Here is a 22,998-nt window from a genome sequence, read left to right as displayed (position 1 = left end):
CCGGTCCATCAGGACCGGGGTCTCATTCCCGAGCGGACGACGAGGTTCGAACTCGCGACCTCAACCTTGGCAAGGTTGCGCTCTACCAGCTGAGCTACGTCCGCAATTGCCCCCGACCGGCTCTCACCGATCGGTGCGGGCACCAGCCTACCTGATCCACAGGAGTGGTCGGTACGGTGATGCAGAGCGGGTGACAGGAATCGCACACTGCGCCTTCCCCCTGGAAGGGGGATGTTCTACTACTGAACTACACCCGCATGTTTCCGTGAGCTGGGCCTTTCGGCCTCGCCCCTCGGCGTGCTCCAGACTCTAACTGATCAGCCGGGGTGCTGCGCAAGTCGGTTGCCGTGAGGGGCGGATGGCCGGCCGTCGGGCGGGGCTCACGGGGCCGTCACTGGGCGGCCGTGAACGCCTCGTAGACCTTCTTGGGGATGCGCCCGCGCGCGGGGACCTCCATCTTGTTGGCCTGGGCCCAGGCCCGTACGGCCGAGGGGTCGGGGGCGACCTCCGTCTGCCGGTACGCCTTGCCCGAGCGGGACCGCTTGCGGCCGGCCTCCACGTATGGCGCGAGCGCCTTCCGCAGTTCGTCGGCATTGCCTTCGTTCAGGTCGATCTCGTACGACTTGCCGTCCAGTCCGAAAGCGATCGTTTCCGCCGCTTCCGAGCCGTCGATGTCGTCAAAGAGAGTGACCACGACCTTCTGCGCCACGAATATCGGTCCCTTCCTGCGGCACTTGCCAATTCATTTGTACAGTGCCGTGCAATGCATTGTGAAGCCCGACTAAATCCTTCCGCGTGTCCGAACGCAATAGGTTTCGGGTGACGACCCGGAATCTTTCCCGGAAATTTTCGTGTGTGGACCCGTCGATGCGGGATCGTGATGACCGTCACGTAGTTTCCTACAAGTCGACGCGCGTAGAAATTTTGTGCGGGTAGTCTGAAGGGACCTGCTCAGCACCACACACCGGGAGTGCCAGTGGCACGCGTCGTAGTCGACGTCATGCTCAAGCCGGAGATCCTCGACCCCCAGGGCCAGGCGGTGCAGCGCGCACTGCCGCGGCTGGGTTTCGAGGGGATCTCGGACGTCCGCCAGGGAAAGCGTTTCGAACTGGAAGTTGACGGGCCGGTCGACGAGGCCGCCCTCGCCCGCATTCACGATCTTGCGGAGTCCTTCCTCGCGAACACCGTGATCGAGGACTTCACCGTCCGGGTCGAGGAAGTCGCGGAGGCCGTGAAGTGACCGCTCGTATTGGCGTCGTCACTTTTCCCGGCAGTCTGGACGACCGGGACACGCAGCGCGCGATCCGGGTCGCGGGCGCCGAGCCGGTCGCACTCTGGCACAAGGACAAGGACCTCAAGCAGGTCGACGCCGTGGTGTTGTGCGGTGGTTTCTCCTATGGCGACTATCTGCGCGCCGGGGCCATCGCCCGTTTCTCGCCGGTGATGGAGCCCCTGCTGGAGCAGGCGAAGGCCGGTCTGCCGGTGCTCGGCATCTGCAACGGCTTCCAGATCCTCACCGAGGCCCATCTGCTGCCGGGCACGATGCTGCGCAACGACCACCTGCACTTCATCTGCCGTGACCAGAAGCTGCGGGTGGAGAACGCCGAGACCTCCTGGACCACCGACTACACGGCCGGCCAGGAGATCCACATCCCGCTGAAGAACAACGACGGGCAGTACGTCGCCGACGCGTACACGCTCGACCAGCTCGAGGCCGAGGGCCGTGTCGCGTTCCGGTACCTGGACTTCAACCCCAACGGCTCGCAGCGGGACATCGCCGGCGTCACCAACGCGGCCGGAAACGTGGTCGGCCTCATGCCGCACCCCGAGCACGCCGTCGAGCCGCTGATCGGTACGGGCCGTACCGACGGCCTCCCGTTCTTCACCTCGATCCTCAAGAAGCTGGTCAACGCATGAGCCGGACGCCTCTGGACACGGTCGAGCACGCGGCCGAGACCCCCGACGTCGAGCTGCCCTGGGCCGAACTCGGCCTGAAGAAGGACGAGTACGAGCGGGTCGTGGAGATCCTCGGCCGTCGTCCCACCGGGGCCGAGCTCGCCATGTACTCGGTGATGTGGTCGGAGCACTGCTCGTACAAGAGCAGCAAGGTGCACCTGCGCCAGTTCGGCGAGAAGGCCCCCGAGTCCGACGCGATGCTCGTCGGCATCGGCGAGAACGCCGGTGTCGTCGACGTCGGCCAGGGCTACGCGGTCACCTTCAAGGTGGAGTCGCACAACCACCCGTCGTACGTCGAGCCCTACCAGGGCGCGGCCACGGGTGTCGGCGGCATCGTCCGCGACATCATCGCCATGGGCGCGCGGCCCGTCGCCGTCGTCGACCCGCTGCGCTTCGGCGCCGCCGACCACCCCGACACCAAGCGCGTCCTGCCGGGTGTCGTCGCGGGCATCGGCGGCTACGGCAACTGCCTCGGCCTGCCCAACGTCGGCGGCGAGGTCGTCTTCGACGCCTGCTACCAGGGCAACCCGCTGGTCAACGCCGGTGCCATCGGCGTCATGCGGCACGAGGACATCCACCTCGCGAAGGCGTCCGGCGCGGGCAACAAGGTCATCCTCTACGGGGCCCGGACCGGCGGTGACGGCATCGGCGGCGCCTCGATCCTCGCCTCCGAGACCTTCGACGACGCGAAGCCGAGCAAGCGCCCGGCCGTCCAGGTCGGCGACCCCTTCCAGGAGAAGCTCCTCATCGAGTGCACCCTGGAGGCCTTCGCCGAGAAGCTGGTCGTCGGCATCCAGGACCTCGGCGCGGCGGGCCTGTCCTGCGCGACGAGCGAGCTGGCGTCGAACGGCTCGGGCGGCATGCGCGTGACGCTGGACGACGTACCCCTGCGGGACTCGACTCTCTCTCCCGAGGAAATCCTCATGAGCGAGTCGCAGGAGCGCATGTGCGCGGTCGTCGAGCCGGAGAAGGTCGACCGCTTCCTGGAGATCTGCGAGAAGTGGGACGTCATCGCCACCGTCATCGGTGAGGTGACCGACGGCGACCGCCTGGAGATCTACTGGCACGGCGGCAAGATCGTCGACGTCGACCCGCGCACGGTCGCGCACGAGGGCCCGGTCTACGAGCGCCCCTACGCCCGCCCGTCCTGGCAGGACGAGCTCCAGGCGGACGACGCGAACAAGCTGCCCCGGCCGGAGACGTCGGCGGAACTGAAGGACCAGGTCCTGAAGCTGGTCGGCTCCCCGAACCAGGCCTCCAAGTCCTGGATCACCTCGCAGTACGACCACTTCGTGCAGGGCAACACGGTTCTCGCCCAGCCGGAGGACTCCGGCATGATCCGCGTGGACGAGTCGAGCGGCCTCGGTGTCGCCATCGCCACGGACGGCAACGGCCGCTACGCGAAGCTCGACCCGTACACGGGCGCGCAGCTCGCGCTGGCGGAGGCGTACCGCAACGTCGCCACGACCGGCGCGAAGCCGCTCGCCGTCTCCGACTGCCTGAACTTCGGCTCGCCCGAGGACCCGGCGGTGATGTGGCAGTTCGCGGAGGCCGTGCGCGGTCTGGCCGACGCCTGTCAGCAGCTGGGCACCCCGGTGACCGGCGGCAACGTCTCCCTCTACAACCAGACGGGCGAGGCGGCCATCCACCCGACCCCGGTGGTCGCAGTGCTCGGCGTGATCGACGACGTGGCCCGACGCACACCGGTCGCCTTCCAGGAGGAGGGGCAGCTGCTCTACCTCCTCGGCGACACGCGTGAGGAGTTCGGCGGTTCGGCCTGGTCCCAGGTCGTGCACGACCACCTCGGCGGCCTGCCGCCCAAGGTCGACCTGGAGCGCGAGCGGCTGCTCGCCGAGATCCTGATCGCCGCCTCCCGCGACGGCATGATCGACTCCGCGCACGACCTGTCCGACGGCGGTCTGATCCAGGCGGTCGTCGAGTCGGCGCTGCTGGGCGGCAAGGGCGCCCGCCTGATCGTCCCGGACGGTCTGGACGCCTTCACCTTCCTCTTCTCCGAGTCGGCGGGCCGCGCGGTCGTGGCCGTGCCGCGCTCCGAGGAGCTCCGCTTCAACGACATGTGCGGTGCGCGGGGCCTCCCTGCCACCCGCATCGGTGTCGTCGACGGTGACTCCGTGGACGTCCAGGGCGAGTTCGCGCTCTCCCTGTCCGAGCTGCGCGAGACGCACGAGGCGACGATCCCGGCGCTGCTGGCGTAAGCCGGCCGTACGTCACGAGGCCCCCGTCCGGTTCGCCGGGCGGGGGCCTCGGTGTTCTCGCATGCCCCACGGAACCTTGCACGTAATTACGTAGTTCCGTAATGTTGGAGGAGTGGAACTCGAAGAACGTGTAGCCGACCTGGAGCGCCGTCTGGCGGCCCTGGAAGGCACCCGCAGCACCGGCCCCCGCATGGAAGGGGGCGACTTCTGGGCCCTGAACGGGCTGCGGGAGCAGCTGTCCGAGCTGGGGGCCACCGACGGAGGCGTCCTCTACACCGGCTCGGTGCGCCTGCCGACCGGCGAGCCCTACGCGTGGCAGATGGGAGCCCTGACAGAGGGGCTGCTGGAGGAGGACTGGACGGCGGCCGCCGAGTCGTTCGCGGCGCTCGGTCACCCGGTCCGGCTCCGGCTGCTCCGCGAGATCCTCGGCGGCCGGCGCACCGCGGCCGAACTCGCCGAGCTGGACGAGGTCGGCACGACCGGCCAGATCTACCACCACCTGCGCCAGCTCACCGGCACCGGCTGGCTGCACACCACCGGCCGGGGCCGCTACGAGGTGCCGGCCCAGCGCGTCGTACCGCTGCTGGTGGCGGTGGCGACGGCCAGGCCGTAGCGGCGAGGAAGAGGAAACGGGGGACGGGATGTCCGCACACAAGCTCGGCACGGTGGCCTTCCAGGGCCTGCAGCTGGCCTTCATCGGCCTGGTGATCGCCCACATCTGCCTCGGCTGGGGCTACCCCATCCTGTGGAACTGCCTGGTGCTGCTCCTGGCCTACGCCGTCGTCGCCGTCGCCAACCGGTGGGGCGGCGCCCCGGACAGCCCGCGCCGGGCCCGGGAACCCCTCGAAGTCGCCCCGCCCGTGACCGGCCGCTGGTCCGCGCTGAACAGCCCGGCCGACCGCACCCCGAGCCACGGGGTCCATGTCCACGGGCAGACGTACGCCATCGACATCCTCGCCGAGCCCGAGCCGGGCTCCCGCCCCGCCTTCCGGTGGCTGTGGCCGCTCGCCCGCCGACCGCAGGACTTCCCGGCCTTCGGCGCCGAGATCCTCGCGGTCGCCGACGCCACGGTCGTACGGGCCGCGGACGGGCAGCGCGACCACCTCAGCCGCAACTCGCTGCTCGGCTTGCTGTACCTGATGCTCGCCGAAGGCTCGGTACGAGAGATGTCCGGAGTCAGCCGCATCCTCGGCAACCACATAGTCCTCGACCTCGGCAACGGCACCTACGCCGCCTACGCCCACCTGCAACGCGGCTCCCTCACCGTCCGCGAGGGCGACCGCGTCCAGGCCGGACAACCGCTCGCCCGCTGCGGCAACTCCGGCAATTCCTCCGAGCCGCACCTCCACTTCCAGCTGATGGACGCCCCGGACCCGGACGCGGCCCGCGGGCTCCCCTTCACCTGGCAGGGCATCGGCGTGCCCCGCAACGGCGAGACCTTCGAGGCACCCCCGACTGTCATAGCCCGTGCCTAGGCTGACCCCCATGCCTCCGGCCAAGAAGCGCCCCCGCGCCTACGACCCCGCCAAGACCCGAGCCGCCGTGCTCGCCCAGTTCGGGAACATACGCCGGTCCGTGGCCACCCTCGGCCCCGACCGGCTGGCCCTGCCCACGCGCCTCGGCGACTGGTCCGTGCGCGAGCTGGTCGCGCACTGCGCCATGGCCCTGGACGCCGTGGACCGGCTGCTCGGGGAGCCCGAGCCCGCGCGGCAGGACGGCCGGCTGCTCGACTGGCCCTTCGCCATCGCCGACGACGCCCCCGCCATCGCCGGCACCGCCCGCCGCCTGTCCGAGGAGCACCCGGACCTCGACGCCCACCTCGCCGGCGCCGAGCACCGCTTCACCGCGAACCTCGACGCGCACCCCACCGGCCGGCTGCTCCCCACCAGTACGGGCGCGCTCCCCCTGGCCGACTACGTCGTCACCCGCACCGTCGAACTCGTCGTCCACACCGACGACCTCAACGCCGCCGTCCCCGGCCTGGACATCCCCTACGACCGTCAGGCCCTCGCCGCCTGCACCCGGCTGCTCGCCGACGCGCTCGCGGCGAAGGCGCCCGGCGGCTCGACGGAGGTGCGGGTGCCGCCGTACGCGGTCGTGCAGTGCGTGGAGGGTCCGAGGCACACCCGGGGCACCCCGCCCAACGTCGTCGAGACGGACCCGCTCACCTGGATCCGGCTGGCGACCGGGCGGCTGGCCTGGCCGCAGGCGCTCCAGGACGCGCAGGTCAGCGCCAGTGGAGAGCGCGCGGACCTGTCCCCCTACCTGCCGCTGATGACATAAGGGGAACCGATCCCCCCGGGTCCCCCGTCGAAGTGGCATGGACAGGCAGAAGCAGCGCATGACCCTGACGGCCGCCGCCATGCTCGTCCCGCTCATGGCGGCCTGCGGCAGTGAGAAGGCGGACAGCGGCAGTGGTTCGGTCGGTGCCGACAAGCCGACGGTGACCGGCATGCGGTGGAGCGTGGACAGCGTCACCGCGGACGGCAAGACCCAGAAGGCACCCACCGGCGCCCACGTGACCATCGACAAGGGCCGGGCCGAGGGCAGCTTCGGCTGCAACAACTTCGGCGCCGACGCCACCGTCGAAGGCGACCGCATCCGGCTCAGCAAGACCATGGCCACCGAGATGGCCTGCCAGAACAAGCCCATGGACTTCGAGGAGGCCCTCGCTCGCACGCTCTCCGACCAGGAGTTCAAGGCGAAGGTGGACGGCGACCGCCTCACCCTCACCACCGAAAAGGGCGACACCGTCCGTCTCACCAAGGCCGAGGACGCCGAGCTCAGCGGCACCAAGTGGACCGTCACGACCCCGGAGGCCGACGGCCGCGCCCATCTCACCTTCGACGAGAAGAAGGGCACCGTCTCCGGAAGCCTCGGCTGCAACAAGGTCAACGCCAAGGCCACCGTGCGCGACGGCAGTATCACCCTGGGCCCTCCGGCCACGACCCGCATGATGTGCGAAGACTCACTCATGGCAGGCGAGAAGACCCTGCTGCGACTTTTCGACGGGAAGCTGAAGTACGGAGTCGATCATCAAACTCTGACGCTGACCAGCGAGAACGGTACGAGTGTGCGAGCCGTCGCCGCACAGTGATCCACCAAAAAGTCCGTTATCCCCAATTCGGACCAGTGGTCGACCTCGCCTACACTCGGTGGCGTGCCACGTGGTGACGGACGACTCAACCACGACCTGCTCCCCGGTGAGAAGGGCCCCCAGGACGCTTGTGGCGTCTTCGGTGTCTGGGCTCCGGGCGAAGAGGTCGCCAAGCTCACGTACTTCGGGCTCTACGCCCTCCAGCATCGAGGCCAGGAATCCGCGGGAATCGCGGTCAGCAACGGCTCTCAGATCCTTGTCTTCAAGGACATGGGCCTGGTCTCCCAGGTCTTCGACGAAACCTCCCTCGGCTCGCTCCAGGGACACATCGCGGTCGGACACGCCCGTTACTCGACCACCGGTGCCTCCGTGTGGGAGAACGCCCAGCCGACGTTCCGTGCCACCGGGCACGGCTCCATCGCGCTCGGCCACAACGGCAACCTGGTCAACACCGCCCGGCTCGCCGAGATGGTCGCCGACCTGCCCAAGCAGGAGGGCGGCCGCACCCCGCGCGTCGCGGCGACCAACGACACCGACCTGCTCACCGCGCTCCTCGCGGCCCAGGTCGACGAGGACGGCAAGCCGCTGACCATCGAGGAGGCCGCCCACAGCGTCCTCCCGCAGGTCAAGGGCGCCTTCTCCCTCGTCTTCATGGACGAGCACACGCTGTACGCGGCCCGCGACCCGCAGGGCATCCGCCCGCTGGTCCTCGGCCGCCTGGAGCGCGGCTGGGTCGTGGCCTCCGAGTCCGCGGCCCTCGACATCTGCGGCGCCTCCTACGTCCGCGAGATCGAGCCGGGCGAGTTCGTCGCCATCGACGAGAACGGCCTGCGCACCTCTCGATTCGCGGAAGCGAAGCCCAAGGGCTGTGTCTTCGAGTACGTGTATCTGGCCCGCCCGGACACCGACATCGCCGGCCGGAACGTCTACCTCTCCCGCGTGGAGATGGGCCGCAAGCTCGCCAAGGAAGCCCCGGTCGACGCCGACCTCGTCATAGCGACCCCGGAGTCCGGCACCCCCGCCGCCATCGGCTACGCGGAGGCGTCCGGCATCCCCTTCGGCTCCGGCCTGGTGAAGAACGCCTACGTCGGCCGCACCTTCATCCAGCCCTCACAGACCATCCGCCAACTCGGCATCCGTCTGAAGCTGAATCCCCTCAAGGAAGTCATCAAGGGCAAGCGCCTGGTCGTCGTCGACGACTCGATCGTGCGCGGCAACACCCAGCGGGCCCTGGTCCGCATGCTCCGCGAGGCCGGCGCCGCCGAGGTCCACATCCGGATCTCCTCGCCGCCCGTGAAGTGGCCCTGCTTCTTCGGCATCGACTTCGCCACCCGCGCCGAGCTCATCGCCAACGGCATGACCGTCGACGAGATCGGCACTTCGATGGGCGCCGACTCCCTGGCGTACATCTCCATCGACGGCATGATCGAGGCGACCACCATCGCCAAGCCGAACCTCTGCCGCGCCTGCTTCGACGGCGAATACCCGATGGAGCTCCCGGACCCCGAGCTGCTCGGCAAGCAGCTCCTGGAGACCGAGCTGGCCGCCGGCCCGGCCGCCACGGCCGCCGCCGACGCGATCCGCCGCCCGTAGTCAGCCCGTATCACCTGCCGTACGACACGAAAGCTCTCACAGCCATGTCTGAGACCCACAGTGCCGAGGGCGGCGCCAGCTACGCAGCCGCGGGCGTCGACATCGAAGCGGGCGACCGCGCCGTAGAACTCATGAAGGAGTGGGTGAAGAAGGCCCAGCGCCCCGAGGTCCTCGGCGGCCTCGGCGGCTTCGCCGGCCTCTTCGACGCCTCCGCCCTGAAGAACTACGAGCGTCCTCTGCTCGCCTCCGCCACGGACGGGGTCGGCACCAAGGTCGACATCGCCCGCCAGCTCGGGATCTACGACACGATCGGCCACGACCTGGTCGCCATGGTCATGGACGACATCGTGGTCTGCGGCGCCGAGCCGCTGTTCATGACCGACTACATCTGTGTCGGCAAGGTCCACCCCGAGCGGGTCGCCGCCATCGTCAAGGGCATCGCCGAGGGCTGTGTACTGGCCGGCTGCGCCCTGGTCGGCGGCGAGACCGCCGAGCACCCGGGCCTGCTCGGCGAGGACGACTTCGATGTCGCCGGCGCCGGCACGGGTGTCGTGGAGGCCGACCGGCTGCTGGGCGCGGATCGTATCCGTACGGGTGACGCGGTGATCGCCATGGCGGCCTCCGGTCTTCACTCGAACGGGTACTCCCTCGTCCGGCATGTGCTGCTGAACCAGGCGGGTCTCGCGCTGGACGCCCACATCGACGAGCTCGGCCGCACCCTCGGTGAGGAGCTGCTGGAGCCGACGAAGATCTACTCGCTGGACTGCCTGGCCCTGATGCGCACCACCGAGGTGCACGCCTTCAGCCACATCACCGGCGGCGGACTCGCGGCGAACCTCGCCCGGGTGATCCCGGACGGCCTGCACGCGATCGTCGACCGCTCCACCTGGACCCCGGCCCCGATCTTCGACCTCGTCGGCCGGACGGGTCAGGTCGAGCGCCTGGAGCTGGAGAAGACCCTGAACATGGGCGTGGGCATGATCGCGATCGTGCCGCAGGAGTCCACGGACGTGGCCCTGACGACTCTGGCCGACCGTGGTGTGGACGCCTGGGTGGCAGGCGAGATCACGGACCGGGGCGAGCACACCACCGGCGCCGCCCTGATCGGTGACTACGCGAGCTGAGGCACGGTCGTAACCCTGCGGGCAGCACAGAACCCGGTCGGTGACCGGAGTCACCGACCGGGTGAGTGCTCAGTGCAGGGTCAAGCGCCGCGACGGTGTTGTGAGGACTGGTCGTCCTCATCTTCGTCGTCGTCCTCATAGAGGTCGGCGTACCGTGCGTACAGGTCCTCGTCCTGATCATCGTCCTCGACCACCGGCTCGCCGTTAGGCGGCTGCGGATTCGAAGGCGATGCACCCAGCTCCTCGGCCAGGCGTGAGAGGTCAGTCCCACCGCTGTTGTACTTCAGCTGGCGGGCGACCTTCGTCTGCTTGGCCTTGGCCCGGCCGCGCCCCATGGCTCGACCCCCTCAACGACGGGGCTCGACGGCCCCAGAGTCTTGACACGCGTTCATGGTCCGGCACGGACTCTCCGCAGAGAGACCGTGTCCGTAGGGCTTCCACGGTACCTGAGCCCGCGCCCATACGGTACGTCGCCCGCATGACGTGCCCGCGCCCAGGACCCTCGAGGCGCCCCGTCCTCGCTGGTCAACCGCGATTTTAACCACTTATCGGCGGTCGACCCGCCGGTAGAAGTGAGAGTTCTCTCTAACTGCCCACCGACGGGTACCGGCCAAACGTACGAGACCCCTCCGGGTCAGTCCCGTTTCCGCCTCCGGTTCAGCGCGCCCGGCGGGCCATGGCCGCGTCGTGCATCCGCTGCTCGGCGATCCGGTCGGCCGCGGCGGCCGGCGGAATGCCGTCCTCCTTCGCACGTGCGAATATGGCCAGCGTCGTGTCGTAGATCTTCGCCGCCTTGGTCTTGCACCGCTCGAAGTCGAAGCCGTGCAACTCGTCGGCCACCTGGATGACACCGCCGGCGTTCACCACGTAGTCCGGCGCGTAGAGGATCCCGCGGTCGGCGAGGTCCTTCTCCACACCCGGGTGGGCGAGCTGGTTGTTGGCGGCCCCGCAGACCACCTCGGCGGTCAGCACGGGCACGGTGTCGTCGTCCAGGGCGCCGCCCAGCGCACAGGGGGCGTAGATGCCCAGCCCGTCGATCCGGATCAGCTCGTCGGTGTCCTTGACGGCGATCACGTCCCGGTGCCGCTCGGTGATCCGGCGCACGGCGTCCTCGCGCACGTCCGTGACGAAGACCTCGGCGCCCTCCTTCACCAGGTGCTCCACCAGGTGGTGGCCGACCTTGCCGACACCGGCGATGCCGATCCGCTTCGCGCGCAGCGTCGGGTCGCCCCACAGGTGCTGGGCGGAGGCGCGCATGCCCTGGTAGACGCCGTAGGCGGTGAGCACGGAGGAGTCCCCGGCGCCGCCGTTCTCGGGGGAGCGGCCGGTCGTCCAGCGGCACTCGCGGGCCACGACGTCCATGTCGGCCACGTACGTACCGACGTCGCAGGCGGTGACGTAGCGGCCGCCGAGGGAGGCCACGAAGCGGCCGTAGGCGAGGAGCAGCTCCTCGCTCTTGATCCGCTCCGGGTCGCCGATGATCACGGCCTTGCCGCCGCCGTGGTCGAGACCGGCCATGGCGTTCTTGTACGACATGCCGCGCGCGAGGTTCAGCGCGTCGGCGACGGCCTCCGCCTCGTTCGCGTACGGGTAGAAGCGCGTACCGCCGAGCGCGGGGCCCAGGGCGGTGGAGTGGATGGCGATGACGGCCTTGAGGCCGCTCGCGCGGTCCTGGCAGAGCACGACTTGCTCATGACCCCCCTGGTCCGAGTGGAACAGGGTGTGCAGTACATCAGCAGGCGCGCCGGCTACGTCGGTCACTGTGGTGACTCCTGAGTAAGTTGCGGCGGGTGGGGCTGGGCTCCCGTGTGGGTGGCGGGAGCTGTTGAGCATGAGATTAGAGCCTGGTGCGTCCATCGGAGGCACCGTGCACAGGATCCCCTCCGTGCGGAGTACAGCCGTGCGACGATTTGCATAGTCTTCCCGTGCGTTCGTGAGTGGGTCCCGCAGGTTTTCGCGACGGAGCGCGGGGGAGGGAGCAGGCGTGCCCAAGGTGTCCTCGGTGATCGTCCCCTACGCGACCTACCTGCGCGTGTACGAACCGCTGGCCGCCTTCCCCGAGCCGGAGCGCAGCCACTGGGCCCGCTACGCGCGTCGTACGGACCGTCCCTCGTACCAGGACGAACTCCGCCGTGCCCTGGCCGACTTGGCGCCCACCCCGCCGGTCCCGGTGCCGGTGCACGAGAGCGAGGACGCCTTCGTGCTCGACGTCGACGGCGTCGTCTGCGTCTGCCCCTGGCGCACCCGGCTGCGCGGATGGCAGGCCCTGGACGAGCTCTCCGAGGAGCTCCCGCAGCCCGTCCTGGACGCGGTCCTGCCGCCGTTCCTGCGCGACCAGGCCACCCAGGACTACGAGCGCTGGCTGGCGATCAACCCGGACGCCCGGCCGTGGATCCGTACGGCGACCTGGCAGGTGCCGATCAACTGGTTCGTGCTGGTCTCCGACGAGGAGCGTGAGTACGACAAGGGCGCCTCGGTCGACAGCCCGCCCGTGCTGCGCTACCGCACGCCGATGGTCCAGGCCCGGCGGCGCGTGGCCCGGGGCCTCAGGGCCCTGAAGGAGGCCATGGACGAGGGGCCGCTGATCGACGGCCTGGTGGACGTCGGACGCTGGCTGGAGGAGTTCCACCCGCGTTCGCTCGTGGAACTGGACTACGGCGGTCTGGTGCACGCCGTGCCGGCCGGGGCGCTGGAGGACGACCACTCGGCGGCGGACGTGGCCGAGGGGATCGCCGCGCTGCGCCGGGGCGACGGGACGGCCGCGGGGGCGGCGTACGGGCGGCTGGTGGAGCGGTGGCGTTCCGTGCGGGATCTTCGGTCGGCCAACTGACCTCTGACCTTGTGATCACTACGGACGGCTCGCGGTCGGTCACGAACTGACGTTTGACGAACCGCCCGATTTGAGGTTTTGTCCTCGCAACCGAGTTCCTGAAGCGGACTGTGCGTTTCCTGAGGCTTCGTCAACAAGGGACGTAGGACCCGATCCGGGCGTACCTCCCAAGTTGGCCAAGCGTGACGGACTACACGTACGTGGCTCTTGCGCCCCTTGCCCCTCCTCATGCCAAAATAGGACAAGGAGTCCGGGGGGCTCCTTCCGTCCCGTAGTGCTGCACTATGGGCGGAATCTCAGCATTGCATGCTTTGGGGGGTCTCGTGACTCCTGATCGCCGCTGTGACTGATCGTCACAGCGGCGTGACTGTCCGCTATGGCATGGTCCATCGGCTTCCGTCGCTGATGAACACCTGGAGGGGCAATTCCATCGGTTTGGCCGACGAGGCTGGACGGATGGTGTAGTTGTAGTGCCGAGGACAAGCCGTTCGTCCTATAACCGACTCGACTCGCGTCCGCCATTTCGGGCAACGCGGGTCAAGGTGCAGAATTTAGAGGAAAGAACCGAGAAGGTTCGGTTCTCCCGAGGAGGCCGCTCATGACCGCTCGCACCCCTGATGCCGAGCCGCTGCTGACCCCGGCTGAGGTCGCCACCATGTTCCGTGTGGACCCGAAGACGGTCACGCGGTGGGCGAAGGCCGGCAAGCTCACGTCGATCCGCACGCTTGGCGGGCATCGGCGTTACCGCGAGGCTGAGGTCCGCGCTCTGCTCGCGGGCATTCCGCAGCAGCGCAGCGAGGCCTGAACAATTGAATACCGGACAAACCGGCTGGTCCCCCACTGGCCGAGGCGTCCGGAACCCTAGCTCCAAGCGACGCGGGTCCTGCCCCAACAGGCCCCACGCCCAAGCCAGTCAGAGCTTCGCAGGCACGTAACAGGGTGCGTCGTAGATCGCGTTGGACTCCGCCGGGTCCAGCGCGATCTTTTTTGTGCGCCGACCGCCGGTCTGCCGGGCCTGCTGTGAGCGGCCTTGTCGGAGTCTGAGGAGGGGTGTCGGATCTCCTGTGCGCGACACCCCCGGGGTTGGGTGCAATTGCACATATTAAATTGACCTGTTGTAGGCGGGGTGTAAGTACCGCACTTTCCAAAACTCATGCGGTGACACCCGTCACATACCGATCGGCTTGTTAGCTCTGGCACGGGTGCGGTAGTGGAGCCTCCGGCTCCAGTACCCCATGCTCAGACGGGCGTTGGGGCCGGCCCGGAGCGGACTCCATCGCCAGCCGCAGCAGGCGGTGGCAGATCGGGCAGTGACGTGTGAGGTGCCGGTACGACGACGCGGCCGACAGGTGCGCGCGGAGCAGGGCCCGCGTCTCGTGCCTAGCCGATGCCGCCATACGCCACCTCCAGAAGGCCGCACGGGGAACGGCCCTGGTTTCTGGGTACCGAGCGAACGAGAGCCCGTCAAGACGGCGTGGGGGAGCCTTGGAGGCTCCTACGGGGCTCCTACGGGGGCAAGACACACGAAAAGAGCCCGGATCCGAAGATCCGGGCTCTTTCGCTTGCGGTCCTGACGGGATTTGCTGCGTCTGATTGCGGCTGCGCCGCGGGCGCGGCCTCCACCTTGACAGGGTGGCGAGGGGGCGTGGTTGCCGGGCATGAGAAAGGACCCGCGTCCCCTGGGGGTGCGGGCCCTGCTCACTTCACTGCGGTCCTGACGGGATTTGAACCCGCGGCCTCCACCTTGACAGGGTGGCGAGCACTCCAAACTGCTCCACAGGACCAGGTTTCGCAGGGCCCGCGCGACGGAGTCGCATATTGGATTCCGTGTGCGTTGCGCTGCGAGAAGAGACTGTACAGGAGGGGTGGGGCCCTGCGCGAACTCACCCAACGCGCACGGGCGATTACGGGACTTCCGCGTCGATCGCCTTGACGATCCGCTTGTCGGAGACGGGGTACGCCGTGCCCAGCGCATGGGCGAAGTAGCTGACCCGGAGCTCCTCGATCATCCAGCGGATGTCGAGGACCGACGAGGGGACCGGCCGGCCCTGCGGCATCTGCTCCAGCAGCCAGGCGTACTCGTCCTGCATCTCGTGGACCTTCTGCATCCGCGTCGTGTCCCGCTGGACGTTCGCCGGCATCTGCTGCAGCCGCCGGTCCGCCGCCACCAGATAGCGCATCAGGTCCGGCTGGCGCCGCAGCCCCGCCTCCGTCACGAAGCCCGGCTTCACAAGGGCGTCCAGCTGCCCCCGCACGTCCTGGAGGTTCGCCAGCAGCGCCGGGCTGCGTACGCCCTTCAGACGGCGCTCACAGGCCTGCCAGGCGGCCAGGACCTGCTGCACCTGGCCCACCGTACGGACCGTCGTGTCGACGATCTCCGCGCGGACCTTGTCGTACAGCTTCCGGTAGGACTCCTCGTCCCACGCCGGCCCGCCGAAGTCCCCGATCAGCTTGTCGGCCGCCGCCATCGCGCAGTCGTCGAACAGGCCCTGGATCGAGCCGTGCGGATTCGCGGACAGCGCCAGCTTCTGCGCGTTCGTCAGCTTCTCGGAGGCGAACTTCGCCGGGTTCACCGGGATGTTGCGGAGGATCAGGCGGCGCGTGCCCTTCCACATGGCCTGCGCCTGCTCCGCCTCCGTGTCGAAGAGGCGTACGGAGACCGTGTCGCCGTCGTCGACCAGCGCCGGGTACGCCTTCACCGGCTGGCCGGCCCGCTTGGTCTCGAAGACACGCGTGAGCGTGCCGATCGTCCAGTCGGTGAGGCCCTTGCGCTCCAGGGACTCGCCGCCCTGGCGCTCGGCGGTGGCCGCCGCGGCCTGGGAGAGCGCCTTGCGGGCCTTCGGCCGCAGCTGGAGCTTCAGCGCCTCCAGGTCCTTGTCCTCCGCGAGCTTGCGACGCCGCTCGTCGACGATCCGGAACGTGACCTTGAGGTGGTCGGGGACCTTGGACCAGTCGAAGTCCTCCGCCTCGAAGGGCACACCGACCTTGCGCCGCAGCTCGCGGACCATCGTCGTCGTGAGCGGCTCCTGGAGCGGTACCGCGCTGTCCAGGAACGCCTTCGCGTAGTTCGGCGCGGGGACGTAGTGGCGGCGGATCGGCTTGGGCAGGGACCGGATCAGCTCCACGACGACCTCTTCCCGCAGGCCCGGGATCTGCCAGTCGAAGCCCTCGTCCGTGACCTGGTTGAGGACCTGGAGCGGGATGTGGACGGTCACGCCGTCGGCGTCCGCGCCCGGCTCGAACTGGTACGTCACTCGGAACTTGAGGTTCCCCTGGCGCCAGGAGTCCGGGTAGTCCGCCTTGGTGACCTCGCTCGCCTTCTCGTTGATGAGCATCTCGCGCTCGAAGTCGAGGAAGTCGGGCTGCTCGTGCCGCTTGCGCTTCCACCAGGAGTCGAAGTGCGCGCCGGAGACGACGTGTTCGGGGATCTTCTGGTCGTAGAAGTCGAACAGTGTCTCGTCGTCGACCAGGATGTCCCGGCGCCGGGCCCGGTGCTCCAGCTCCTCCACCTCGGTGAGGAGGCGGCGGTTGTCCGAGAAGAACTTGTGGTGCGTGCGCCAGTCGCCCTCGACGAGCGCGTTCCGGATGAACAGGTCGCGGCTGACCTCCGGGTCGATCCGGCCGTAGTTGACCTTCCGCTGCGCCACGATCGGTACGCCGTACAGCGTGACCTTCTCGTAGGCCATCACCGCTGCCTGGTCCTTCTCCCAGTGCGGCTCGCTGTACGTGCGCTTGAGGAGATGGGCGGCGAGGGGCTCGACCCACTCGGGCTCGATCTTCGCGTTGACGCGGGCCCAGAGGCGGGACGTCTCGACGAGTTCGGCGGACATCACGAAGCGCGGGGGCTTCTTGAAGAGGGCCGAGCCCGGGAAGACCGCGAACTTGGCGTTCCGCGCGCCCAGGTACTCGTTCTTCCCTGTGCTTCTCCCGCCCTCTCCTCCGGCGTCCTTCACGTCCTTCATGCCGATGTGGGAGAGCAGGCCGGCGAGCAGGGAGACGTGGATGCGGTCGGCCGGGGCGTCGTCCTCGTTGAGGTGGATGCCCATCTGCTTCGCGACCGTGCGCAACTGCGAGTAGATGTCCTGCCATTCGCGGATGCGAAGGAAGTTGAGGTACTCCTGCTTGCACATCCGGCGGAAGGAGGACGAGCCCCGCTCCTTCTGCTGCTCGCGGACGTAGCGCCACAGGTTGAGGAAGGCCAGGAAGTCGCTGGTCTCGTCCTTGAAACGGGCGTGCTGCTGGTCGGCCTGCGCCTGTTTGTCGGACGGGCGCTCGCGCGGATCCTGGATGGACAGCGCGGCCGCTATGACCATGACCTCGCGGACGCAGCCGTTCCGGTCGGCCTCCAGCACCATCCGGGCCAGCCGCGGGTCGACCGGCAGCTGGGCGAGCTTGCGGCCGGTCTGCGTGAGCCGCTTGCGGAGGTCCTTCTGGGCCGGGTCGAAGGCGCCGAGCTCCTGGAGGAGCTGCACGCCGTCGCGGATGTTGCGGTGGTCCGGCGGGTCGATGAAGGGGAACTTCTCGATGTCGCCGAGGCCGGCCGCGGTCATCTGCAGGATGACGGAGGCGAGGTTCGTACGGAGGATCTCCGCGTCCGTGAACTCCGGGCGGGCGTTGAAGTCGTCCTCGCCGTAGAGGCGGATGCAGATGCCGTCGGACGTACGGCCGCAGCGGCCCTTGCGCTGGTTGGCGCTGGCCTGGGAGACCGGCTCGATGGGCAGGCGCTGGACCTTGGTGCGGTGGCTGTAGCGGGAGATCCGCGCGAAGCCCGGGTCGATGACGTACTTGATGCCCGGGACGGTGAGGGAGGTCTCGGCGACGTTGGTCGCCAGAACGATCCTGCGTCCGGTGTGCGGCTGGAAGACACGGTGCTGCTCGGCGTGCGACAGCCGGGCGTAGAGGGGCAGGATCTCGGTGAATCTGTACTGCTTCTTCGTGAGCGCGTCGGCCGTGTCCCGGATCTCCCGCTCGCCGGAGAGGAAGACGAGGATGTCGCCCTTGCCCTCCTTCTGGAGCTCCTCCACGGCGTCGGTGATCGCGGTGATCTGGTCGCGGTCGGCGTCGTCGGAGTCCTCTTCGAGGAGCGGCCGGTAGCGCACCTCCACGGGGTACGTACGGCCGCTGACCTCGATGATGGGGGCGTCGCCGAAGTGCCGGGAGAAGCGCTCGGGGTCGATGGTGGCCGAGGTGATGACGACCTTGAGGTCGGGCCGCTTCGGCAGCAGCTGGGCGAGGTAGCCCAGCAGGAAGTCGATGTTGAGGGACCGCTCGTGGGCCTCGTCGATGATGATCGTGTCGTAGGCGCGCAGCTCGCGGTCGGTCTGGATCTCGGCGAGCAGGATGCCGTCCGTCATCAGCTTGACGAAGGTGGCCTCGGGGTCGACCTGGTCGGTGAAACGGACCTTCCAGCCGACGGCCTCGCCGAGCGGGGTGTCCAGCTCCTCCGCCACGCGCTCGGCGACGGTGCGGGCGGCGATACGACGGGGCTGTGTGTGCCCGATCATGCCGCGCACGCCTCGCCCCAGCTCCATGCAGATCTTCGGGATCTGCGTGGTCTTCCCGGAACCGGTCTCACCGGCGACGATCACGACCTGGTGGTCGCGGATGGCGTCGGCGATCGCGTCCTTCTTCTGGCTGACCGGCAGCTGCTCGGGGTACGTGACCTCGGGCACACGGGTGCGCCGCCCGGCCATTCGCTCCTCGGCCTTGGCGACCTCCGCCTCGATCTCGGCGAGCACGGCGGCCTGGGCCTCCGGCTTACGGATCTTGCGCGCGCCTTCGAGCCTGCGGCCGAGCCGGTGCGCGTCGCGCAGGGACAGCTCGGTCAGGCGGGGGGCGAGGGCGCCGAGGGCGGGGGCGGGGTGCGTAGACATACGGAATCCAGGATCTCATCCCCGGGAAATCCGTGGCGAACGGTTTTGTCCCACGGCCCACGGCCCACTCCCCACGGCGCGGAGTGAGGTTTGACCGTTTCTCGTTCGGGCGGCGATTGCATGGCGGTGATGTCGTACGGCAGCCGCTCACGAGGAGGGCCTCCCGTCCCATGCCCGAAGCCACCGAAGTCCTGATCGTGGGTGCAGGCCCCACCGGTCTGATGCTCGCCGGAGACCTGTCCGCTGCGGGCGTCTCCGTCACCGTGCTCGAGCGCCGCACCGAGAGGTCGCGGCTGACCCGGGCCTTCGCGGTCCATGCCCGGACGCTCGAACTGCTGGACGCCCGGGGCATCGCCGACGAACTCGTCGCCGGCGGTGTCCAGATCGGCAAGCTCCAGATGATCGGGGACGCACAGCTGGATCTGAAGCGGCTGCCGAGCAGATTCCCGTACATGCTGCTGACCCCTCAGTACGCGACCGAGGCGGTGCTGGCGAAGCGGGCCGAGGCGGTCGGGGCCGAGGTGGTGGCCGGCGCGGAGGTCACCGGGGTCGAGCAGGACGCCGACGGCGTGAGCGTCACCGTGCGCCGGTCCGACGGCACACCCCGCACTCGCCGTGCCCGTTACCTGGTCGGCGCGGACGGCATGAACAGTGTCGTGCGGCGGGCGCTGGGGTTTCCGTTCCCCGGCCGGGCCGCGCTGCGCTCGGTGATGCTCGCCGATGTCCGGCTGGCCGTGCCGCAGGCCATGCCGGTGGCGAACGCGGTCCGGGAGGGGATCGCCTTCGTCTCCCCGCTGGGCGACGGCTGGCACCGGGTGGTCGCCTGGGACCGCGGCAAGCAGCTGCCGGTCGAGGCCCCTCTCGATCTGGAGGATGTGCGGACGATCACCCGCAAGGCCCTGGGGACCGACTTCGGCATGCACGATCCGCGCTGGGTGTCCCGCTTCCAGACCGACGAGCGCCAGGTGCCGCGGTACCGGCTCGGACGGGTGCTGCTCGCGGGCGACGCCGCGCATGTGCACTCTCCGGCAGGCGGCCAGGGCATGAACACCGGCCTGCAGGACGCCGCCAACCTCGCCTGGCGGCTGGCGGCGGTGGTACGCGGGCGGGCGCCGGAGGGGCTGCTCGACGGGTACCAGGCCGAGCGGCACCCGATCGGACGGGAAGTGATCCGGGACAGCGGCAGGATGATGCGGCTGGCGCTGATCCATTCGCCCGTGCTGAGCACCGCCATGAACCTGCTCTCGCGCGCCGCCGCCGCCGTCCCGCCGGTGGCCGACCGTCTGGCCGCCAAGGCGACGGGTCTCGCCATCTCCTACCCGGCACCCTCCGGCGCCCACCCCCTCACCGGCCACCGGGCTCCCGACCTGAAACTCGCCCCGAGCACCGGCTCCGTCACCGGCACCGGCTCCGCGACGCGGTTGTACGAGGCCCTGCGCGCCTGCCGTTTCGTGCTCGTCAGCCGGTTCCCCGAGGTGACGGGCTGGGAGGGACGGATGATCACCGTCAGCCCGGCCGCCGGCTCGAAGGCCCCGGCGGTGCTGCTGGTCCGCCCGGACGGCTATGTCGCCTGGGCCGCGGACGACCACGACCACGACGCACTGCTGACCGCCCTGACCACCTGGGTCGGCCCTCGTCAGGACGTGGCATCGACATGAACCACCACATGACTGAGCCCCTCTCCCGTGCTGCCGGAGAGGGGCTCGCGCCCTGAATGGGCGGTGGCTCAGTCAGTACCAGGCCGTGCAGATGGTCCTGTGACCGCTGGTGTCACCACAGGCCCGCACCTTGTGCGGCGAGCCGTCGTACAGCACGTTGTTCTGCGGCGTCTGCGTCGACCTCGACGGGCTGGTCGTGTACTGGCGCGCGGTCCAGTTCTTCCCGCCGTTGATCGAGTCGTCCAGCCACACCCGCGCCTTGGAGGCGTTGGCGCTGCCGGAGATGATCCCCCTGGCGTAGTCGTGCCCGTCCGGGCACCGCCAGATCTGCAGGATGACGGTGTCCCCGCTGCCCGAGGCCGTCCTCTGCTTGGAGTACTTGCAATCCCAGGTGGCGTAGGCGTTCGCCGTACCGCTGGTGGCCACCACACCGCCGACGGCCACCGCGAGAGCGATGGCGATTCTGCCGACTGTCTTCTTCATTCCGCGCCCCGTTTCCTCTTCACGCATCGCAGCGTGAACCCCTCGGGTCGAATGAGGGGTTGTGCCCGATCCTAGCCTTCAAGATCATCCGGCGGTTCCTCGCGCGGACCGGGGTACGGGCTGGCGTAGCCGACACGGAAACGGCCCCACCGATGATCTTCGGTGGGGCCGTATGCCCTGATAGGGCTGCGGTGGCTGGGGCCGGGGTCGAACCGGCGACCTTCCGCTTTTCAGGCGGACGCTCGTACCAACTGAGCTACCCAGCCACGAGGTTTCACGTGAAACCTCAGCGGTCCTGACGGGATTTGAACCCGCGGCCTCCACCTTGACAGGGTGGCGAGCACTCCAAACTGCTCCACAGGACCAAGCGTGTCGTACGACAGTGTCGCACAGGGTGGTGCGTGCCCCCAACGGGATTCGAACCCGTGCTACCGCCTTGAAAGGGCGGCGTCCTAGGCCGCTAGACGATGAGGGCTATCGGCCCGCCTGCGCGCTTCTCAGCGCGTCGGGGACGTGAGAAGCATATGGGATGGCGGGACCTATCGCCAAAACGGTTTAGGGGGAGGCGGACGGGGTGCCCTCGGTAGGGGTACTCGGCGACGGTTGCGCACCGGGCTGGTTCTCCTCCGGCAGGTGGCGGCTGACCTCGGCCGTCGTGAGGCCGAGGCCGCCCAGCTCGATCTCGTCCCAGGCCTGGAGGTGGCGGGAGTCCCGGTCGAAGTACAGGATCGACGCCTCGATGGGGTCCGGGTGCTTGCCCTCGATGGCGCGCAGGCCGCTGCCACCGGTGGAGCCCTCGATACGGAGCCGGGTGCCGTACTTCAGGACCTCCGTCTCGTCGTGGTGGAGGTGGCCGGCCAGGGCCAGGGGGACTTCGCCGTCGACCTCGCGGACCGCCGCCGGTTCGTGGGCGACGGCGACGTCCACCGGGGTTCCGGCCGTGCGCTGGTCGCGCAGGGCCGTGGCCAGCCGGGCACCCGCCAGCTCCTGGGACTGGGCGGCGCCGATCTGCTTCGAGCGGTCCGGTGTGTACTGCGGATCGCCGATGCCCGCGAAACGCAGGCCCTTGATCGTCGTCGCGCGGCCGTTGTCCAGGACGTGGACGTTCTTCAGGTCCTCCATATAGCGCTGGGTGAGCATCGAGTCGTGGTTGCCGCGGACCCAGACGTAGGGCGCTCCGAGGTCCTCGATGGGGTCCAGGAAGCCGTTCTCGGCTGCCGTGCCGTGGTCCATCGTGTCGCCCGAGTCGACGATCACGTCCACCTTGTACTGCTCCACGAGCGAGGCGATGATCTTCCAGCTCGCCGGGTTGAGGTGGATGTCGGAGACGTGCAGGACCCGGATGGTGGAGGGGTCGGGCGCGTAGGCGGGAAGCGTCGAGGTGGCGTCGTAGAGCTTGGTCACGTTGGTGACCAGGCGGGCCAATTCCTTCTGGTAGACGTCGAATTCGGTGACGATGCTGCGCGCGTTGCCGACCAGGGAGGGGGCCGAGGTGAGCAGGCCGGAGAACTTGGGTTCCAGGACGGAGTCGGGGCGCCAGGTGGCGTAGGCCGTGCCGCCCGAGGCGGCGAGGAGGGTGAGGGCGAGGCCGCCCGCGGCCAGGGCGCGGCGGGGGCGGCGGTAGACCGCGAGGCCGAGAGCGGTGGCGCCGGCGACGACGGCGACGCTCGAGCGGACGGCCAGGTCGAGGGTGCCGCGGCCGACGTCCTCGGTGACCTCGTCCTGGAGGCCGGAGAGGCGTTCGGGGTGGTCGACCAGGGCCTGGGAGCGGTCCGGGTCGAGCTGGTCGACGTTCACGTCCAGGCGGACGGGGGCGTTGTGGCTGTCGAGTGCCAGGGCGCCCAGCGGCGAGATGTTGATCTTGGTGCCGCCGGTGAAGGAGGGGCGCAGGGTCATGGTGGTGTTCATGGGGCCGACCGGGACCCGGACGTTGCCCACGACCAGCAGTCCCAGCCAGGCGCCGAGGAGGACGACGGCCACGAGTCCGGCCGCCCGGGCCCACGGGTGCGGCTGCCGTACGAGCTCGATCGTGGTGGGCGCCTGGCGGGAGCGGTAGCGGCGGGCCAGGGCGCGCGGGGGCTTGCGGATCGGGTTCAGGACACTCAGGACTGCGGCGGGGACGCGGGCCATTGATCCCGTATGCCCAAGTCCCGGGCCGGATATGCGAC

The 22,998-nt window shown here is 69.2% G+C and carries 19 protein-coding genes and 6 tRNA genes; 12 read left to right on the top strand and 13 right to left on the bottom strand.

Annotated elements, in window-relative coordinates:
• Window positions 1-31: 31 nt before the first annotated feature.
• From ACWIF2_RS14715 to ACWIF2_RS14705, 3 genes are all read right to left on the bottom strand, one after another.
• A tRNA-Gly gene (locus ACWIF2_RS14715) sits at window positions 32-104 on the bottom strand.
• Window positions 105-185: 81 nt separating this feature from the next.
• Window positions 186-257: transfer RNA gene (locus tag ACWIF2_RS14710), tRNA-Gly, on the bottom strand.
• 134 nt (window positions 258-391) lie between these two features.
• Window positions 392-709 (bottom strand): histone-like nucleoid-structuring protein Lsr2, encoded by a 318-nt coding sequence (locus ACWIF2_RS14705; protein ID WP_193483505.1) that lies wholly within the window; start codon window positions 707-709, stop codon window positions 392-394.
• A 267-nt stretch (window positions 710-976) separates the two neighbouring features.
• Here ACWIF2_RS14705 and purS point away from each other — a divergent pair, with 267 nt between their 5' ends.
• The 9 genes from purS (at window position 977) to purM (ending at window position 9,986) form a co-directional block, all read left to right on the top strand.
• On the top strand, window positions 977-1,240 hold the full coding sequence (gene purS / locus ACWIF2_RS14700; RefSeq protein ID WP_010045045.1) for a phosphoribosylformylglycinamidine synthase subunit PurS: 264 nt from the start codon (window positions 977-979) through the stop codon (window positions 1,238-1,240).
• Window positions 1,237-1,917, top strand: a complete 681-nt coding sequence (purQ, locus tag ACWIF2_RS14695; RefSeq protein WP_215120454.1) for a phosphoribosylformylglycinamidine synthase subunit PurQ — start codon at window positions 1,237-1,239, stop codon at window positions 1,915-1,917. Before purS ends, purQ begins: the two co-directional genes overlap by 4 nt.
• Window positions 1,914-4,172, top strand: coding sequence for a phosphoribosylformylglycinamidine synthase subunit PurL (gene purL / locus ACWIF2_RS14690; RefSeq protein WP_454360610.1), 2,259 nt, complete (start codon window positions 1,914-1,916; stop codon window positions 4,170-4,172). The genes purQ and purL overlap by 4 nt, the downstream gene beginning before the upstream one ends.
• A gap of 112 nt (window positions 4,173-4,284) precedes the next feature.
• Complete coding sequence (locus ACWIF2_RS14685; RefSeq protein WP_454360609.1) at window positions 4,285-4,785, top strand: ArsR/SmtB family transcription factor; 501 nt, start codon at window positions 4,285-4,287, stop codon at window positions 4,783-4,785.
• 28 nt (window positions 4,786-4,813) lie between these two features.
• Window positions 4,814-5,647 carry a M23 family metallopeptidase gene (locus ACWIF2_RS14680; RefSeq protein WP_454360608.1) on the top strand — a complete coding sequence of 278 codons (834 nt, stop codon included), beginning with the start codon at window positions 4,814-4,816 and terminating at the stop codon, window positions 5,645-5,647.
• A gap of 10 nt (window positions 5,648-5,657) precedes the next feature.
• Window positions 5,658-6,455 (top strand): sterol carrier family protein, encoded by a 798-nt coding sequence (locus tag ACWIF2_RS14675; RefSeq protein ID WP_454360607.1) that lies wholly within the window; start codon window positions 5,658-5,660, stop codon window positions 6,453-6,455.
• A gap of 37 nt (window positions 6,456-6,492) precedes the next feature.
• Window positions 6,493-7,269 carry an META domain-containing protein gene (locus tag ACWIF2_RS14670; protein ID WP_454360606.1) on the top strand — a complete coding sequence of 259 codons (777 nt, stop codon included), beginning with the start codon at window positions 6,493-6,495 and terminating at the stop codon, window positions 7,267-7,269.
• A gap of 63 nt (window positions 7,270-7,332) precedes the next feature.
• The gene (purF, locus tag ACWIF2_RS14665; RefSeq protein WP_454360605.1) at window positions 7,333-8,862 is read left to right on the top strand and encodes an amidophosphoribosyltransferase; all 1,530 of its coding nucleotides are present in this window, start codon (window positions 7,333-7,335) and stop codon (window positions 8,860-8,862) included.
• A gap of 44 nt (window positions 8,863-8,906) precedes the next feature.
• Window positions 8,907-9,986 carry a phosphoribosylformylglycinamidine cyclo-ligase gene (purM, locus tag ACWIF2_RS14660; protein ID WP_454360604.1) on the top strand — a complete coding sequence of 360 codons (1,080 nt, stop codon included), beginning with the start codon at window positions 8,907-8,909 and terminating at the stop codon, window positions 9,984-9,986.
• Window positions 9,987-10,066: 80 nt separating this feature from the next.
• Here the strand turns inward: purM and ACWIF2_RS14655 are convergent, their stop codons facing one another.
• Together ACWIF2_RS14655 and ACWIF2_RS14650 are read right to left on the bottom strand one after the other, a co-directional pair.
• Window positions 10,067-10,321: a DUF3073 domain-containing protein gene (locus ACWIF2_RS14655; protein ID WP_193483495.1), complete on the bottom strand. Its 255-nt coding sequence runs from the start codon at window positions 10,319-10,321 to the stop codon at window positions 10,067-10,069.
• 322 nt (window positions 10,322-10,643) lie between these two features.
• Window positions 10,644-11,747: a Leu/Phe/Val dehydrogenase gene (locus ACWIF2_RS14650; RefSeq protein WP_454360603.1), complete on the bottom strand. Its 1,104-nt coding sequence runs from the start codon at window positions 11,745-11,747 to the stop codon at window positions 10,644-10,646.
• Window positions 11,748-11,970: 223 nt separating this feature from the next.
• On the opposite strand from ACWIF2_RS14650, the gene ACWIF2_RS14645 reads away from it, so the two are divergent.
• Window positions 11,971-12,816 carry a hypothetical protein gene (locus ACWIF2_RS14645; RefSeq protein WP_454360602.1) on the top strand — a complete coding sequence of 282 codons (846 nt, stop codon included), beginning with the start codon at window positions 11,971-11,973 and terminating at the stop codon, window positions 12,814-12,816.
• Between the two features lie 598 nt (window positions 12,817-13,414).
• Window positions 13,415-13,621, top strand: coding sequence for a developmental transcriptional regulator BldC (gene bldC / locus ACWIF2_RS14640; protein ID WP_003949541.1), 207 nt, complete (start codon window positions 13,415-13,417; stop codon window positions 13,619-13,621).
• Between the two features lie 382 nt (window positions 13,622-14,003).
• On the opposite strand, the gene ACWIF2_RS14635 is transcribed toward bldC, so the two are convergent.
• The 3 genes from ACWIF2_RS14635 to hrpA form a co-directional block, all read right to left on the bottom strand.
• The gene (locus ACWIF2_RS14635) at window positions 14,004-14,213 is read right to left on the bottom strand and encodes a DUF6274 family protein (protein ID WP_454360601.1); all 210 of its coding nucleotides are present in this window, start codon (window positions 14,211-14,213) and stop codon (window positions 14,004-14,006) included.
• Between the two features lie 312 nt (window positions 14,214-14,525).
• Window positions 14,526-14,600 (bottom strand) — tRNA-Asp (locus ACWIF2_RS14630).
• A gap of 120 nt (window positions 14,601-14,720) precedes the next feature.
• Window positions 14,721-18,689, bottom strand: a complete 3,969-nt coding sequence (gene hrpA, locus ACWIF2_RS14625; protein ID WP_454360600.1) for an ATP-dependent RNA helicase HrpA — start codon at window positions 18,687-18,689, stop codon at window positions 14,721-14,723.
• Between the two features lie 170 nt (window positions 18,690-18,859).
• Between hrpA and ACWIF2_RS14620 the strand changes: the two genes are divergently transcribed.
• Window positions 18,860-20,347 (top strand): FAD-dependent monooxygenase, encoded by a 1,488-nt coding sequence (locus ACWIF2_RS14620; RefSeq protein WP_454360599.1) that lies wholly within the window; start codon window positions 18,860-18,862, stop codon window positions 20,345-20,347.
• A 72-nt stretch (window positions 20,348-20,419) separates the two neighbouring features.
• Here ACWIF2_RS14620 and ACWIF2_RS14615 read toward each other — a convergent pair whose 3' ends face one another.
• The 5 genes from ACWIF2_RS14615 to ACWIF2_RS14595 form a co-directional block, all read right to left on the bottom strand.
• A complete protein-coding gene (locus ACWIF2_RS14615; RefSeq protein WP_454360598.1) occupies window positions 20,420-20,830 on the bottom strand; it encodes a hypothetical protein in 411 nt (136 codons plus the stop codon).
• Window positions 20,831-21,022: 192 nt separating this feature from the next.
• Window positions 21,023-21,096 (bottom strand) — tRNA-Phe (locus ACWIF2_RS14610).
• 24 nt (window positions 21,097-21,120) lie between these two features.
• Window positions 21,121-21,195 (bottom strand) — tRNA-Asp (locus tag ACWIF2_RS14605).
• Between the two features lie 37 nt (window positions 21,196-21,232).
• Window positions 21,233-21,305 (bottom strand) — tRNA-Glu (locus ACWIF2_RS14600).
• Window positions 21,306-21,385: 80 nt separating this feature from the next.
• Window positions 21,386-22,960, bottom strand: a complete 1,575-nt coding sequence (locus ACWIF2_RS14595; protein ID WP_454360597.1) for a metallophosphoesterase family protein — start codon at window positions 22,958-22,960, stop codon at window positions 21,386-21,388.
• Window positions 22,961-22,998 lie beyond the last annotated feature (38 nt).

This window comes from Streptomyces sp. NPDC055506 (assembly GCF_053643595.1).
This window is presented reverse-complemented; position numbering and strand designations above follow the sequence as displayed.

Coding starts and splice junctions, on each gene's coding strand:
- purL (WP_454360610.1), top strand. CDS start 1,914: ATGAGCCGGACGCCTCTGGACACGGTCGAGCACGCGGCCGAGACCCCC.
- ACWIF2_RS14680 (WP_454360608.1), top strand. CDS start 4,814: ATGTCCGCACACAAGCTCGGCACGGTGGCCTTCCAGGGCCTGCAGCTG.
- ACWIF2_RS14675 (WP_454360607.1), top strand. CDS start 5,658: ATGCCTCCGGCCAAGAAGCGCCCCCGCGCCTACGACCCCGCCAAGACC.
- ACWIF2_RS14670 (WP_454360606.1), top strand. CDS start 6,493: ATGGACAGGCAGAAGCAGCGCATGACCCTGACGGCCGCCGCCATGCTC.
- purM (WP_454360604.1), top strand. CDS start 8,907: ATGTCTGAGACCCACAGTGCCGAGGGCGGCGCCAGCTACGCAGCCGCG.
- ACWIF2_RS14655 (WP_193483495.1), bottom strand. CDS start 10,321: ATGGGGCGCGGCCGGGCCAAGGCCAAGCAGACGAAGGTCGCCCGCCAG.
- bldC (WP_003949541.1), top strand. CDS start 13,415: ATGACCGCTCGCACCCCTGATGCCGAGCCGCTGCTGACCCCGGCTGAG.
- ACWIF2_RS14635 (WP_454360601.1), bottom strand. CDS start 14,213: ATGGCGGCATCGGCTAGGCACGAGACGCGGGCCCTGCTCCGCGCGCAC.
- hrpA (WP_454360600.1), bottom strand. CDS start 18,689: ATGTCTACGCACCCCGCCCCCGCCCTCGGCGCCCTCGCCCCCCGCCTG.
- ACWIF2_RS14620 (WP_454360599.1), top strand. CDS start 18,860: ATGCCCGAAGCCACCGAAGTCCTGATCGTGGGTGCAGGCCCCACCGGT.
- ACWIF2_RS14615 (WP_454360598.1), bottom strand. CDS start 20,830: ATGAAGAAGACAGTCGGCAGAATCGCCATCGCTCTCGCGGTGGCCGTC.
- ACWIF2_RS14595 (WP_454360597.1), bottom strand. CDS start 22,960: ATGGCCCGCGTCCCCGCCGCAGTCCTGAGTGTCCTGAACCCGATCCGC.